Source organism: Nakamurella sp. (assembly GCF_044224575.1).
GTDB lineage: Bacteria > Actinomycetota > Actinomycetes > Mycobacteriales > Nakamurellaceae > Nakamurella.
Map to the genome: position 1 here is coordinate 1 of NZ_JBGAKE010000013.1, position 12,903 is coordinate 12,903.

Consider the following 12,903-nt stretch of genomic DNA (forward strand, 5'->3'; position numbering starts at 1 on the left):
GATGCCTGACGGACGGCCGCCGCACGCGCATCGGCGTCGTCGTGGAGGCCCACCAAGAGCGCGATGCCGGCCATCAGGAGGCCAGCCACGATGGTGAGCCAGCCGAGGCGGGCGCGGCTCATCGGGCGCTGGCCAGCGTGCGGGCGGCGGCCGCCATGTCGGGGTCGACGAGGTCAAGCGCGTCGACGATAAGCCCGACGAGCCGGGCGGCCGACGCCGGGACGAGGTCGAATTCTTCAAACACCCGCTCGGCGGCGGGCGTGCTGGGCTCGGAGTGGACAACCAGAGCCACTACATGGTCCGCCGCGTCCGCCTCGGGCCGAATGACTACGCACGAGGCGCCGCCAACTCGGCGGGCATCGACGGTGTCGAGGGCATTGATGGCGATCGTGGACATTGGGTTCCTCCCCTTGGACCGGCTCCCTGAATGGGTACCAGGAAGGGTAGATGCCTGGCCAATTCAACGCCATCCCCATCGACATTCTCCACACGTTTGCGCAGATAGAAAGTGCTTCTCGCCCGTATCACCGTCGCCCAGACGATGCGACATAACACTCGTTCCTGATGAGCCTGAAGTCGCTGATCGAGACCGGCACCGGGGCGCCGGCGCCGCGGGACGTGGAGATCAGCGACTGGCACTGACCCGTCGCGACGCCGGCGACCGCTCGGTCGGCGCGGGTGTGACGGCGCGCCACGCCGCCCGGTCGAGCACGACGACCGCGATCGCCAGTACCACCCACAGCCCTCCGGTCAGCCAATCCATACGGTCCGCGTCGATCCCGGCGAACCCGAGGACGGCGTAGCTCACGCTGCCCTGCAGGACATGGAAAACAACGGTGAGCAGGACGCTTTCGCCGGTCCGGCGGAACAGCCAGGCGTACACGAAGCCGATTGCGAAGGTCACCGGGAGGGCGAGGGGCGGCAGCGATCCGACCATGACGATCGGCAGGTGCCACAGGGCGGCCATGGCCGAGACGATCGTCGCCGCGGCCAGCGGTGACCGCCGGCGTTGCAGTTCGGGGATGGCGTATCCACGCCAGCCCGGCTCCTCGCCGATCGGACCGTCCAGCGGGTTCACGAACCGGATCGCGGCCACGGTCAGCACGCCCGACCAGGCGATCGTGCCCAGCTGCGGCGCCGAGGCCCCGAAGAACAGGACGTTCAGGACGGACGCGGCGGCGAGGACGGCCAGGGGAGTGCCGATCGCGACCACCCACCAGACCCAACCGACCCGCCAGCGGATCAGCCGGGCCCCGAGCGCCCGGTACCCGGCCTTCCCGTCGGTGAGGCCGATGACGGCCAGGGCGGCAACCAGCGGACCACAGGCCAGGAACGGGGTCGGTGACAGTCCCCACTCGTACGCGGGCCAGACCCACCAGGAGACGAGAAAGGCCAGCCCGAAGAAGGTGACCATGCGGTGTCTGCGTACCCAGCTGATCGGCGTCGACATGTTGTCCTCCATGTGCGGTGAGCGCCCGCGGTCGGCCGGTTGGCGTTCACATTCGTCCCCGTGACCCGCGCCCGGCACCGGGCCCGCCGCCGTGTTCGGCCGGGCCGACCCCCCTCGTCGGGAGAGTTAGCCACCGGGCGGGCGAGGCTGTCCCGCCCAGCTGAGCGCTCGGGCGAGTAGATTGCCGCTGCCGTCGGGGAATTCCGACAGAAAGTTGAGCGTTCAACTAGCCGTGAAGAAGATCGGATTTCTATCGTTCGGGCACTGGTCGAACTCGCCCCACTCGCAGGCGCGGACCGCTGCCGACGTCTTGCTGCAGTCCATCGACCTGGCCGTCGCGGCCGAGGAGCTGGGCGCCGACGGCGCCTACTTCCGGGTGCACCACTTCGCCCGGCAGCTGGGTTCGCCGTTCCCGCTGTTGGCCGCGGTCGGGGCACGCACCAGCCGGATCGAGATCGGCACCGGCGTCATCGACATGCGCTACGAGAACCCGCTGTACATGGCCGAGGACTCCGGCGCGGCCGACCTGATCTCCGGTGGCCGGCTGCAGCTCGGCATCAGCCGCGGATCACCCGAGCAGGTCATCGACGGGTTCCGCTACTTCGGCTACGGGGCGCCCGAGAGGCAGACCATGGCCGACGTCGCCCGGCAGAACACCGAGGTGTATCTCAAAGTGATCGAGGGCGCGCGTTTCGCCGAGCCGAACCCGCGCCCGATGTTCGCCAACCCGCATCCCGGGCCGCTGCCGATCGAACCCCAGTCGCCGGGCCTGCGGGACCGGATCTGGTGGGGTTCGGGATCGAACGCCACCGGTGAGTGGGCGGCCCAGCTCGGGATGAACCTGATGAGTTCCACGCTGAAGGAGGACGAGAGCGGCAAGCCGTTCCATGTCCAGCAGGCCGAGCAGATCGAGGCCTTCCGCAAGGTGTGGGCCGAGGCCGGTCACGCTCGCGAACCCCGGGTGTCGGTGAGCCGGTCGATCTTCCCGCTGGTCACCGCCCAGGACCGGGCCTACTTCGGCGCGGATCGGAGCAGCAGCGACTCGCTGGGCAACATCGACGGTTACCGCGCGGTGTTCGGCCGGTCGTACGCGGCCGAACCGGACGTGCTGATCAAGGAGTTGGCCGAGGATGACGCGATCGCCGCGGCCGACACCCTGCTGCTGACGATCCCCAACCAGCTCGGGGTGGACTACAACGCGCACGTGCTGGAGTCGATCCTGACGCACGTCGCGCCGGAGCTCGGCTGGCGCTGAGGTCAGCGGACGATCGGCAACGGCAGGTCGTCGGCCAACACCCGGAAGGTCGCGTCGATGCCGCCGTCCGGGGTGACGTCGAACAGGTTGCGCTGGACCCGCTGACCGACGAGCAGCGTCAGCTCGACGTGGAATCCTCCGCCGGTGCGTTCGGCGACGGGCGCCGGCAGCGGGGGACCGGCGAGGAAGTCGGCGCGGCGCCGCTCCTCGTCCGCCGAACCCGGCCGCCAGGGCAGCTCGTCGGCGGCGCCGACCTCCCGGACGAGCACCGCCGGCCCGCGGGTGATCTCCAGGAACTGCCGGACGTAGCCGAGAGCCGTTGCCGCACTCTCGATGTGAGCGCCCACCGCGGCGATCAGGTCGGCCCAGGCCGCCTGGTCGTCACTGAGCACCCGGACCTGACCGTCCGGCCACTGACCGACATACGCCTGCAATGGATGATCAAGCCGGTCGTCTCGCACCAGCCGGACGACCGCGCGCTCGACGCCCGGCACCGCGATCGGCAGGATGGTCGCGGACCCTTGGCGCACGCCCTGGCCCAGGCCGGGCCCGACGGCGTCGGCCACCACCTCGACGGGGATGTCTGTCATCCGCCGCCCCCGGCCGGGGCGGGCGACGGGGGAGTGTGGGAGTCGTCCCAGCTCTTTCCGTAATGCTGCGAGTACGTCACGTTGGCCGCCCCTCCGGTCGAGGTGACGAACGTACCGTCGGTGAACCAGTTGGTCACCTCGGTGTCGCGGGTGTGCAGGCGGCAGCGCCGGTTGATCTCGGCCCGGCTCATCGTCGGGTCCGCGGCCTCCAGTTCGTCCCGCTTGGCGTAGAAGGCCGCCCGGTATTTGTCGATCAGGCCCTGGGTGATTCCCGACCCGGCCAGGCTCGCCCCGCGGGCCGTCATGGGGACCGAGCCCTCGATCTGCCGGACGACCGCCTCGGCCTCGTCGGCGATCTTCTTGGCGATGTACTCGGCGCGGGACAGCTTCTCGACGTCGGCCGCGCGGCCGGACTTGAACGTGTCGGCATGCTGCGCCTCGTGCATGGTGACCAGGGTGGCGGCGTCGATCGACAGCGCCCGGTTCACGAAGATCTTTCCGGCCTGGTGGAACGAACCGACCCCGGCGAAGTTGTAGTCCACCGGAATCTTCCACTTGTCGATGATGCCCAGCGCCCACCGGCCGGTGTCGGTGGTGTTGAGCTTGGCGTAGACCTGCGCCTGCCGGCTGGGGGTGGCCGGGGCCGGCGTGGTGCCGGTCCCGGTTCCGGTGCCCGGCTCGACGGCGTTCGCGCTGGTGGGTGCGGCCAGGCTCGGCTCGGTCGCCGCGGCCTGCCCGACCTCGTCGGGCGCCGTCGGCTGTAGGTGTCGCTGCACCACCCGGTCCAGATGTGCGGCCACCGCCCGGTTTCCGGCGGTCCGCTGGAGGTGGGCGAGTTCGGCCGGGACACCGCCGGCCGGATCGGGGCGGCGCTCCGGCGACCGGCGCGCAGGCCCGTCGGCGCGCACCGCGCCCTCGTGCGTGACCCACCCCATTCTCGGACTGTGCCAGGTCGGCACGCCGCGAACAATGGTGCGGCCCCGGTGCTGCCCGGCCGGCCGGCAGTGGTGCCCGATGGGGCAGCGGGCCCGTGGGTAGGGTCGGCTGATGGACAAGCAGTCCCTGATGGCCCGGCAGGCCCCGTTCAAACAGCAGTACCGCGACGACCCGGCCAGCGCGGTGATCACACTGCACGCCGATGGCCACCTCGGCGAAGGCGTCTCGTGTTCGGTGACGACCGGCCGGGCCCTGGCCGAGGCCGGGTTGCATCCGGCGGCCGGCGGCGACGGCACGCAGCTGTGTTCCGGTGACATGCTGCTGGAAGCTCTCGTCGCGTGCGCGGGGGTCACCATGAAGGCGGTCGCCATCTCGCTCGGCATCGACCTGCGCGCCGGCACCGTGCGCGCCGAGGGCGACCTCGACATCCGGGGCACCCTCGCGGTGGAGCGGGAGGCCCCGGTCGGATTCCGGTCGATCCGGCTCGCCTTCGAGGTCGACTCCGATGCGGACGAGGAGCAACTGGCGTCACTGCTCAAACTGACCGAGCGGTATTGCGTCGTGTGGCAGACCCTGCGCCAACCGCCGGAGGCCTCGGTCACCCTGACCGCTGCGGGCTGACAACTTGATCATCGACGCGCCGCCCGGGTGCTCACGGTGCATACAAGTTCCCGAGCGGTGCCGGGCGACGACCGCCGACGAGCAGGATGCGCCGGGTGCGGCCGAGGGCCCGATTGCCGATGCAGTGACGCGCTTCGGCCGATCAGCGGCCGCCAGGTCGATAATCGGCACATGGCCAAACCTCCCGGGTCGCGTGCGTTCTCCGGTCCGTGTCCGTGCGGTCTCGGCGCCCCGTACGCAGACTGCTGTGGCCCGTTGCATCGGGGGCAGGCCGCGGCAGCCACCGCCGAGCAGCTCATGCGGTCGCGGTACAGCGCCTTCGTGGTGCAGGACCGTCAGTACCTGCTGCGCACCTGGTCGTCGGGTCACCGACCCCGTGGCCTCAGCTTCGACCAGGCGATGCGCTGGACCGGGCTGCAGATTCTGGGCCGCACCGGCGGCAGCGCCTTTCACGCCGCCGGCACCGTCGAGTTCGTCGCCCGGTTCGTGCAGGACGGAACCCCGGGCGAGCACCACGAGAACAGCGCGTTCGTCCGCGAGGACGGCGATTGGGTGTACCAGCAGCCGGTAGCTCAGGCCCCATCCTCAGGGTGACGATGCCGCGGTCGATGCGGGCCGGCCGACGGCAGGCTCACCAGTACTGCTGGCGCCGGCCGTCCGTGTCGGCGACGAAGATCAGCGCATCGACCCCGGCCAGATCGGCCGGGCGCACCGGGAGGTGGCCGGGCAGGATCGCCGCCCCCGGCCCGATCTCCGGTGGCAACGCGGCGCGGAGGGCGGCGGCGGGGAACAGGGTGCGCCGGGCGGTCGCGGCGGCGAGCACACCCTGCAGGGTGGCCGGGTCACTGTGCGGGTTGGCGTCGGTGACGATGACCAGGTAGCGCCGGCCCAGGGATCGGGCCACCAATGCGCCCGCGCTCCACCAGCGTGACGCCTCGGTATCGAAGGACATCTCGGACGCCGCCCGCTGCAGGTGCACGTTGTGCGCGAAGACCAGGGTCGACCCGCGGTCCTGTTCCCGGCCCACGATGGCCAGCAGGTTGTCGGCCATCATCTCCGCGCGCAGGCTCAACAGCGTGCCGATGCGGTCGGGGGCGGGGCGGGCCATCGCGGCGTGGTAGCGCAGCAGCCCCAGCGCGGTCCGCGCGTGCGCGGCGATGTCGTCGTCGCGGTCGGGGTCGGCCGGGTCCAGGCCGGGCGCCACCCGGCGCAGCGCGCTGGCCAGGTCATCGGCCACGATCCGCAGCTCCCGGACCCGGGCGGACCCCCCGATCGAGGCGCTCGGTTCGTACATGGCCGCCGGATCGGTCCAGTCCGCGTCGTCCCCCAGCAGCGCGTCCAGCTCGGCGGCCGACACCGGCCGCAGCGACGCGGGCAGCGCGTCATGGACGGCACACATAGACCGCCGCGGGCTCGGCGCGGCCGCGGTCTCCAGAGGCGCGTCGAACCCGTGGAATCGGACCCGATCGGCCGGCTCGCGCCCGGCGTTGAACCCGCGCAGCCACTGCACGAGCTCCCGGTTCCCGGACAGGTTGCCGAAACCGTGACTGAACCCGGTGGCGAGCACCTCGTCGAGTTCGCCGGTACCCCCGGCCACATAGCGGTCGACCGTCGTCGCGGCGAACAGATCGCTCTCCAGGGCGATCGACCGGACACCCCGCTCCACCAGCTGCACCAGCATCTCGTTCCGCAACGACGGGAACGCCACGATCCCGTGCGTCGGTTCGCCCAGGGCCAACAGCACCGGCCTTTCCCGACCCGCGAGCAGCTCGTCGAGCACCTCACCCAGCTGAGCCGGATCGTCCAGCGGCCGTCCGGCCAGTGCCTCGTCCATGCACCCTCCTCGTCGGTCTCCTTCGACCGTATCGTTGAAGAATCCGTTGAGACTTGGCGTCGAACAGGACGGTCAGACCGCTTGATAGGCATCAATCGGAGGTGAAGGTGCGCCCGGTCGACCTGGCCCGCGAGCACGGACTGACCGCGCAGGCGATCCGCAACTACGAGGACGCCGGTGCGCTGCCGGCCGCCGAGCGCAGCCCGACCGGTTACCGCCGGTACACCCCACGGCACGCCCAGGCGGTGCGCGCATTTCTCGGGCTGCGTCTAGGTCACGGGCACCCGACCGCAATCGAGATCATGCGTGCGGTGCATCGCGGCGACGACGACGCCGCGTTCCGGTTGATCGACACCGCCCACCTGGAACTGCGGGCCGAGCGGAACGCCCGCGCCCAGGTCGCGTCGGCCCTGGCCGGCCTCACCGCTGCTGCGCCGACGCCGGTGACGGCCGGCCCGCCGTTGACCGTCGGGGAATTGGCCAGGCGGCTCGGCGTGCATGCGGCGACGCTGCGCAGTTGGGAAGCGGCGGGAATCCTGCGGCCCGCCCGGAACCGGTCGACCGGAGCACGCGAGTACGCACCCCAGGACGTGCGGGACGCCGAGATCGCACGCCAACTGCGTCGGGGCGGGTACCCACTGACCCATGTCGCCCGGTACCTGGACTCGCTGCGAGTGGCCGGTGGGGCGGACGCGCTGGCCACCTTCCTGGACGCCTGGCAGCAGCGGTTGGCCGGGCGAGGTCGCCACCTGCTGACCGGCGCGGCCGCGCTCGACGCCTACCTCGCGATGCGCGACACTGGGTGCTGATGGACGGCAAGCTCGATCTCCGACGGTCCCTGGACGGCTACCGGGCGCGGGTGGGGGAGTTCCGGCTGCTCGACATTCCCCCGCACCGCTACCTGATGATCGACGGCGAGGGCGACCCGAACACGCCCGCGTTCGCCGAATCGGTCGAAACGCTCTATCCCGTCGCCTATTCCGTCAAGTTCGCGAGCAAGAACGCGGCCGGTCGCGACTACGTCGTCCCTCCGTTGGAGGGGCTGTGGTGGGCCGACGACATGGACACCTTCACCGTGGCCCGGGACAAGACGCGCTGGAAATGGACGCTGCTCAGTTTGGTGCCGGACTGGCTGACGGACAGTGATTGTGCCGCCGCGGTCGACCGGGTGGGCGCTCGGCGCAGTCCGGCCCGGCTGGGCGATCTGCGGTGGGGGACGCTCGCCGAGGGCCGATGCGTGCAGACGCTGCACGTCGGTTCGTTCGACGACGAGGCGGCTGTGCTCGATCGGATGCACCACGAATTCATCCCGGGCCACGGCCTGCGCATGACGGGCCGGCACCACGAGATCTACCTGAGCGACTTCCGTCGGGTCGCGCCGGAGAAGCGCCGGACGATCCTGCGCCAGCCCGTCGCCCCCGTCGAGGCAGGCGCCGGGCGTTGATCCGTTGAATCGACCGGACCGCGGTGACTGGTGCCGTACAAGAGCAGAGATGACCGGCGCTGCGTCCCTCGCCGCGCCGGATGCGTTGCCGCGGCAACGTCACCGGCGACCGGCGACCGGCGACCGGCGACCGTTCAGGCGGCCAGATGGAACGTGCTGGCGAACCTGCCGAGCAGATCGCCGGGGCCGCGCAGCACCTCGACCACGCCGGTCGCGATCGCGCGGTCCGGGGCGAGCTCGCCGGAGATCAGGCGACGGATGCCCGGTCCAGCACTGAAAGCCAGGTCGACCGGTCCGTCGCCGCGCGTCACCGCAAGGGCGGCACCGTCCACCCGGATGAGAAGATCGGCCGGGCCCAGGTGCGCCCCATAGGCGGTCGGCGGCAGCGTCATCGCCACCTGCGGCCGGAATGCGGTGCGCAGAGCCATCGTCATCGAATCGGGGGTGATGACCTGTTCCTCCCGCGGCTCACCCATGGCCTTGAATCCCCACGCGCCGAGCGCGAGCACGATCGGTTCGAGTTCGCGCCCGTACGGCGTCAGTTCGTAGATGATGACCCGGGATCGGGGCACCCTCCTGATCACTCCAGCCGCCTGCAGCTCCTTGAGCCGCGCCGCCAGGATGTTGCTCGGGATGCGGGGGAGACCCGCGGCGAGCTCACCGTAGCGGCGAGGCCCGACGAGCAGGTCACGCACGATGAGCAGCGCCCAGCGCTCGCCCACGAGTTCCAGACCTCGTGTGACGCCGCAGTACTGCCCGTAGTCGCGAGTGGCCACCGACGACGCCCGTGCTCAGGCCTGCTGGTTGGCGAAGGCTTCGGGGCCTTGAGCGGCGGCAACCGGGTCCATCCAGCCGAACTCGATGACGTTCCCGTCGGGATCGGTCAGCTGGCGCTGGTACATGAAACCGTAGTCCGAGGGGGGCCGCGCCTCCGAACCGCCCGATGCGAGCCCTTCGGCGACGGTCGAGTCGACGGCCTCCCGGCTGTCGAGGAAGATCGCGGTCGCGGACGACGGGCTCACTGCCGGGTCGCCGAGCGGAAGATCGGTGAAGGTCTGGAAGTATTCGCGGACCAGGATCATGAAGTAGCTGTGGTCCTCCTCGACGATCACGCAGGCCGCGTTGTGATCGCTGAAGGCCGGGTTGATCGTGAATCCGAGCGACGTGTAGAAGTTCTTCGCGCGCTCGAGGTCGGTCACTGGCAGGTTGACGAACATGGCGGTCATCGTGGGCTCCCCATCGGATCTGGTCGGTGGACGACACCTAGACTTGCAAAAAGCAAGTGATCCGTCAAGGCTTTTGATCGTTCGGGGCGACGGGAGGCTCGGAGCGTCCTCGCAATCCGATCAGACGGGGCGGAGGCCGCCACGGACGATGGGCGTCAACGGGTTCGGCGCCTCCGGGGCCACGGTTGCGGTCGTGCAGGTTGGAATCGCGCCGGCGGGCGGTGTGTCCGTGCCGGACGCACACCCCGTCAGCATGACCAGACCGGCTGCGCACCCGACGACCGCGGTTCGACGCCGAACGTGCCTGCTCGTAGTGGTGAACATGATCGGGCCCTTCCGTCGATGTTGAGTGGTCACTGCCTCGAGATTGCGGTCCTGAGGTAGGGCAGGGCATCGGGCGGCCGTATCGATCTCCACCGACGAGTACCTCAGCGACCGCACGACGCGATGAGGTACCCCGGCACGGAAATGAGCCACCATTCCCGATGCGGTGGCGACCGGTCGGTCGAAGAATGGGACAATGACAGTTGTGCGTCGCCGCACGTCGTCGAGTCGGTTCATCGGACGGGCCGAGCAAATCGGCCTGTTCGACGACGTTCTGAGCGACCTGACGACCGGAGTCGACGCGGGTGGGCACGTCCTGCTCATCGGCGGCGAAGCGGGGGTGGGGAAGTCCCGGTTGGTCGACGAATGGGCCGCCCGGGCCCGATCCGCCGGAGCGCCGGCGCTGCGCGGCTGGTGCGTCGAACACGGTGATGCGGTGATGCCGTTGGCGCCGATCGCCGACCTCCTCCGAGACGCCGCCGCGCAGGCGGCTTGCCTGCCGGAGGACGAACTCGGTCCCGAGGCCGACGATCTCGCCCGACTGGCACCGGTGTTCAATCGGCGGCCGGGACAGCCTCCGGAACACGCCGCGCAGTCACTGGCCTCGCTCGCTGATGGCCTGTTGCGGGTCCTTTACGGGCTCAGCGCCCGTCGACCGCTGATCGTCGTGCTGGAAGACCTGCATTGGTCGGACGCGTCGACCCAGCAACTCCTGATGTTTCTCGGGCCGCGGATCAGCAGCCGACGAATTGCGCTGATCGCGACGTACCGAACCGACGAGTTGCATCGTCGGCATCCGCTCCGGCCGTTCCTGGGGTCCTGGCAGCGGGCGGCCCGGCCCGTCCAGGTCGACCTGCCACCGTTCTCCCGAGACGAGGTGGGCGAACTGATGTCGGGCTTCACCGGGTTGACACCCGAATCGGCCGTCATCGACCGGCTGTACCGGCGGTGCGCCGGCAACGCATTTTTCGCCGAGGAACTCCTGGCCGGAGATGACCTGGGACGCCCGTCGATGCTGCTTCGCGATGCGGTACTGGCTCGGACCCAGGGCCCGGACGAGAGCGCGCTGACTGTTTTGAGGACGGCGTCCGCGGCCGGGCGGACCTCGAGTACCGTGTTGGCCGCCGCATCCGGGCTGGACGCGAAGCCCTGTGCCGCGGCCGTCGAGGATCTCGTCGCCGCCGGGTTGTGCGTCCGTGACGGCGAAACTGTCAGCTTCCGCCACGATCTTGCGCGGGAGATCGTCCAGGACGAGGTTCTGGCCGTCGACCGCCGGGCCGTGCATCGAGCGCTGGCGTCGACAATGCAGGCCATCGCGCCGGACCGCCGCGGTGAGATCGCCCGGCACTGGCTTCTGGCCGGCGAGCGCGTGTCGGCGCTCACTGCGTCGGTCGCGGCCGCCCGTGCAGCCGCGGACGTCGGCGCCGACGCGGAAGCGTTCACCCAGTTCGAACGGGCCCTTGAGCTGTGGGATCTGGTCCCGGGCGCCGGGAGAATCGCCGGTTGCGATCATGCCACTTTGCTGCTGGATGCCGCCGACGCCGCGGGCCGCGCCCGGCAGTTCGGCAAGGCGATCGAGCTCGGTCGCCGCGGCGTCACGGAGACAGCGAGCAGCGGCGCGGATGCCGAGGCTGCGGCCTGCCTGCGACTGATTCCCTGGACCTGGTTCGGCGTGGACGACAACGAGACCGGTCGACTCCTCGATCGGGCGAGTCGGGCCACCGAGGATCCGCCGGGTGTCCGGACGGCGCTGACGCTGGGCTGGCGAGCGATGCTGACTCTCTCCGAGTGGCGACACGATCGTCCCGGGGCCGACCTCGCGCGGCCAATCGCCCAGCGCGCCTTCGACCTCGCACGGATCGTCGACAGTGCTCAAGCGCAGGCCAATGCTCGATTGACGCTCGGCGTGTGCGCCTGCATCGAAGGGAAACCCGAGGGCCTGCAGGATATTCGAGCGGCCCTCGAGACGGCGAAGGCCGGCGGCTTCGCGATGGAGGCCGGGCGGGCCTACGACAACCTGGCTTACTACCTGAGTGAATTCTGGCGCCATGACGAGGTCATCGACCTCGAGCCGGAGGCCATGGACTACTGCGCGGCCGCCGGAATCAATCGGGTCCAGGGAACGATGGTGCAGCTTCGGGTGATTCGGGCGCTCCAACTGCGCGGCCGCTTGGCCGACGTCGAACGCCGCGTGGCGGACCTGCGGGCCGAATTCGGTTCGCTGGATATCGAGCATCTCAGCCTGGCCGATACCTGGGGGCTCATCCGGGTACGCCAGGGCCGGCTGGATCAGGTGCAGGAATTGGTTGACGCCGCCTTCGTGGGAATGGTCTCCCACGAGTCGGTTATCGGCCCGACCACCGTGGTGGCGATCGAATTGCAGGCCGCCCGCGGAACCGTCACGGGGATACCGAATCTGGTCGACTCGGCGCTGTCCAGTATCGTTCCACGATTCGCCGAGCACGCCGCGGAGGTCGCGGCGGCGGCGATCAGGGCGCTCGCCGACTTCGTAGCCGGCGAAGCAACCGAATACGGTCAGGAGCCGGCCTATGGGCGGCTGGCCGATCGATGGCTCGAACTGGTCGAGGAAGCCGACCCGCCGTCGATACCACCGTGGCTCGTGATCGCCAAGGCAGAACGTGCCCGGCTCGCTGGCGAGCCGAGTGATGCACTCTGGCGAAAAGCGGTCGCGGCGTGGCGGGACCTCGGTTCACCCTATGAATTGGCCTACAGCGCTTTCCGACTGAACGAGGCGATGCTGTCCGGGGCCGACCGGCAATCGGCCGTCGTCCGGGGGGAGGCCCGGACGAGCCTGATCGAGGCCAGAAGGATCGCGGACCGACTTGCTGCGGCCCCCTTGCGCGATCGGATCGATGCGCTCGCCACCCGAGCGCACCTCTCTCTGATGACTACCCATTCGCGATCGGTCAGCCGCAGCGAAGACGACCATCTCGGACTGACGGACCGTGAACGCGAGGTTCTGGGGCTCGTCGCCGAGGGGTACTCGAATGGACAGATCGGTCAGGCACTGTTCATCAGCCGCAAGACGGCGAGCGTCCACGTCTCGAACATCCTTCGCAAGCTGGGCGTGTCCAGCCGGGTCGAGGCAGCGACCCGGTCGGTGCGGGCACGGACGGACTAGCGCAGCTCGCAGGACCAGCTCCCGCCCCTTCACCAGATCAACCTGACATAATGTCACTTATCGGCAGAAGCCTTCGTGGGC

The 12,903-nt window shown here is 70.0% G+C and carries 13 protein-coding genes and 1 pseudogene; 7 read left to right on the top strand and 7 right to left on the bottom strand.

Annotated elements, in window-relative coordinates; all coding sequences use genetic code 11:
• Nucleotides 1-118: 118 nt before the first annotated feature.
• Nucleotides 119-397 carry a hypothetical protein gene (locus tag ACILSK_RS15530; protein ID WP_395728081.1) on the bottom strand — a complete coding sequence of 93 codons (279 nt, stop codon included), beginning with the start codon at nt 395-397 and terminating at the stop codon, nt 119-121.
• Nucleotides 398-555: 158 nt separating this feature from the next.
• Here ACILSK_RS15530 and ACILSK_RS15535 point away from each other — a divergent pair.
• Nucleotides 556-642: pseudogene (locus ACILSK_RS15535) on the top strand (SRPBCC domain-containing protein); the annotation flags it as partial.
• On the opposite strand, the gene ACILSK_RS15540 reads toward ACILSK_RS15535, so the two are convergent.
• A complete protein-coding gene (locus ACILSK_RS15540; RefSeq protein ID WP_395728082.1) occupies nt 626-1,450 on the bottom strand; it encodes a CPBP family intramembrane glutamic endopeptidase in 825 nt (274 codons plus the stop codon). The pseudogene ACILSK_RS15535 and the gene ACILSK_RS15540 overlap by 17 nt on opposite strands.
• A 232-nt stretch (nt 1,451-1,682) precedes the next feature.
• On the opposite strand from ACILSK_RS15540, the gene ACILSK_RS15545 reads away from it, so the two are divergent.
• A complete protein-coding gene (locus tag ACILSK_RS15545) occupies nt 1,683-2,705 on the top strand; it encodes an LLM class flavin-dependent oxidoreductase (protein WP_395728083.1) in 1,023 nt (340 codons plus the stop codon).
• 2 nt (nt 2,706-2,707) lie between these two features.
• Here ACILSK_RS15545 and ACILSK_RS15550 read toward each other — a convergent pair whose 3' ends face one another.
• Both ACILSK_RS15550 and ACILSK_RS15555 read right to left on the bottom strand, forming a co-directional pair.
• Nucleotides 2,708-3,295, bottom strand: coding sequence for a hypothetical protein (locus ACILSK_RS15550; RefSeq protein ID WP_395728084.1), 588 nt, complete (start codon nt 3,293-3,295; stop codon nt 2,708-2,710).
• The gene (locus ACILSK_RS15555; RefSeq protein ID WP_395728085.1) at nt 3,292-4,230 is read right to left on the bottom strand and encodes a hypothetical protein; all 939 of its coding nucleotides are present in this window, start codon (nt 4,228-4,230) and stop codon (nt 3,292-3,294) included. Before ACILSK_RS15555 ends, ACILSK_RS15550 begins: the two co-directional genes overlap by 4 nt.
• A gap of 112 nt (nt 4,231-4,342) precedes the next feature.
• Between ACILSK_RS15555 and ACILSK_RS15560 the strand changes: the two genes are divergently transcribed.
• Together ACILSK_RS15560 and ACILSK_RS15565 are read left to right on the top strand one after the other, a co-directional pair.
• The gene (locus ACILSK_RS15560; protein WP_395728086.1) at nt 4,343-4,852 is read left to right on the top strand and encodes an OsmC family protein; all 510 of its coding nucleotides are present in this window, start codon (nt 4,343-4,345) and stop codon (nt 4,850-4,852) included.
• 171 nt (nt 4,853-5,023) lie between these two features.
• On the top strand, nt 5,024-5,446 hold the full coding sequence (locus tag ACILSK_RS15565; RefSeq protein WP_395728087.1) for a YchJ family protein: 423 nt from the start codon (nt 5,024-5,026) through the stop codon (nt 5,444-5,446).
• A 37-nt stretch (nt 5,447-5,483) separates the two neighbouring features.
• Here the strand turns inward: ACILSK_RS15565 and ACILSK_RS15570 are convergent, their stop codons facing one another.
• Nucleotides 5,484-6,686, bottom strand: a complete 1,203-nt coding sequence (locus ACILSK_RS15570) for an erythromycin esterase family protein (RefSeq protein WP_395728088.1) — start codon at nt 6,684-6,686, stop codon at nt 5,484-5,486.
• Between the two features lie 107 nt (nt 6,687-6,793).
• Here ACILSK_RS15570 and ACILSK_RS15575 point away from each other — a divergent pair, with 107 nt between their 5' ends.
• Nucleotides 6,794-7,495: a MerR family transcriptional regulator gene (locus ACILSK_RS15575; RefSeq protein WP_395728210.1), complete on the top strand. Its 702-nt coding sequence runs from the start codon at nt 6,794-6,796 to the stop codon at nt 7,493-7,495.
• Nucleotides 7,495-8,130 (top strand): GyrI-like domain-containing protein, encoded by a 636-nt coding sequence (locus ACILSK_RS15580; protein WP_395728089.1) that lies wholly within the window; start codon nt 7,495-7,497, stop codon nt 8,128-8,130. Before ACILSK_RS15575 ends, ACILSK_RS15580 begins: the two co-directional genes overlap by 1 nt.
• 134 nt (nt 8,131-8,264) lie before the next feature.
• Here the strand turns inward: ACILSK_RS15580 and ACILSK_RS15585 are convergent, their stop codons facing one another.
• Both ACILSK_RS15585 and ACILSK_RS15590 read right to left on the bottom strand, forming a co-directional pair.
• Entirely contained in the window at nt 8,265-8,906 is a 642-nt protein-coding gene (locus ACILSK_RS15585; RefSeq protein ID WP_395728090.1) for a winged helix-turn-helix transcriptional regulator, read from the bottom strand.
• A 15-nt stretch (nt 8,907-8,921) separates the two neighbouring features.
• A complete protein-coding gene (locus ACILSK_RS15590) occupies nt 8,922-9,356 on the bottom strand; it encodes a VOC family protein (protein WP_395728091.1) in 435 nt (144 codons plus the stop codon).
• 529 nt (nt 9,357-9,885) lie between these two features.
• Between ACILSK_RS15590 and ACILSK_RS15595 the strand changes: the two genes are divergently transcribed.
• Nucleotides 9,886-12,822, top strand: a complete 2,937-nt coding sequence (locus tag ACILSK_RS15595; RefSeq protein WP_395728092.1) for an AAA family ATPase — start codon at nt 9,886-9,888, stop codon at nt 12,820-12,822.
• Nucleotides 12,823-12,903 lie beyond the last annotated feature (81 nt).

What these genes read in the sequence shown, in the direction of transcription:
- ACILSK_RS15530 (WP_395728081.1), bottom strand. Translation starts at nt 397, where the DNA reads ATGTCCACGATCGCCATCAATGCCCTCGACACCGTCGATGCCCGCCGA.
- ACILSK_RS15540 (WP_395728082.1), bottom strand. Translation starts at nt 1,450, where the DNA reads ATGTCGACGCCGATCAGCTGGGTACGCAGACACCGCATGGTCACCTTC.
- ACILSK_RS15550 (WP_395728084.1), bottom strand. Translation starts at nt 3,295, where the DNA reads ATGACAGACATCCCCGTCGAGGTGGTGGCCGACGCCGTCGGGCCCGGC.
- ACILSK_RS15555 (WP_395728085.1), bottom strand. Translation starts at nt 4,230, where the DNA reads ATGGGGTGGGTCACGCACGAGGGCGCGGTGCGCGCCGACGGGCCTGCG.
- ACILSK_RS15560 (WP_395728086.1), top strand. Translation starts at nt 4,343, where the DNA reads ATGGACAAGCAGTCCCTGATGGCCCGGCAGGCCCCGTTCAAACAGCAG.
- ACILSK_RS15565 (WP_395728087.1), top strand. Translation starts at nt 5,024, where the DNA reads ATGGCCAAACCTCCCGGGTCGCGTGCGTTCTCCGGTCCGTGTCCGTGC.
- ACILSK_RS15570 (WP_395728088.1), bottom strand. Translation starts at nt 6,686, where the DNA reads ATGGACGAGGCACTGGCCGGACGGCCGCTGGACGATCCGGCTCAGCTG.
- ACILSK_RS15580 (WP_395728089.1), top strand. Translation starts at nt 7,495, where the DNA reads ATGGACGGCAAGCTCGATCTCCGACGGTCCCTGGACGGCTACCGGGCG.
- ACILSK_RS15590 (WP_395728091.1), bottom strand. Translation starts at nt 9,356, where the DNA reads ATGACCGCCATGTTCGTCAACCTGCCAGTGACCGACCTCGAGCGCGCG.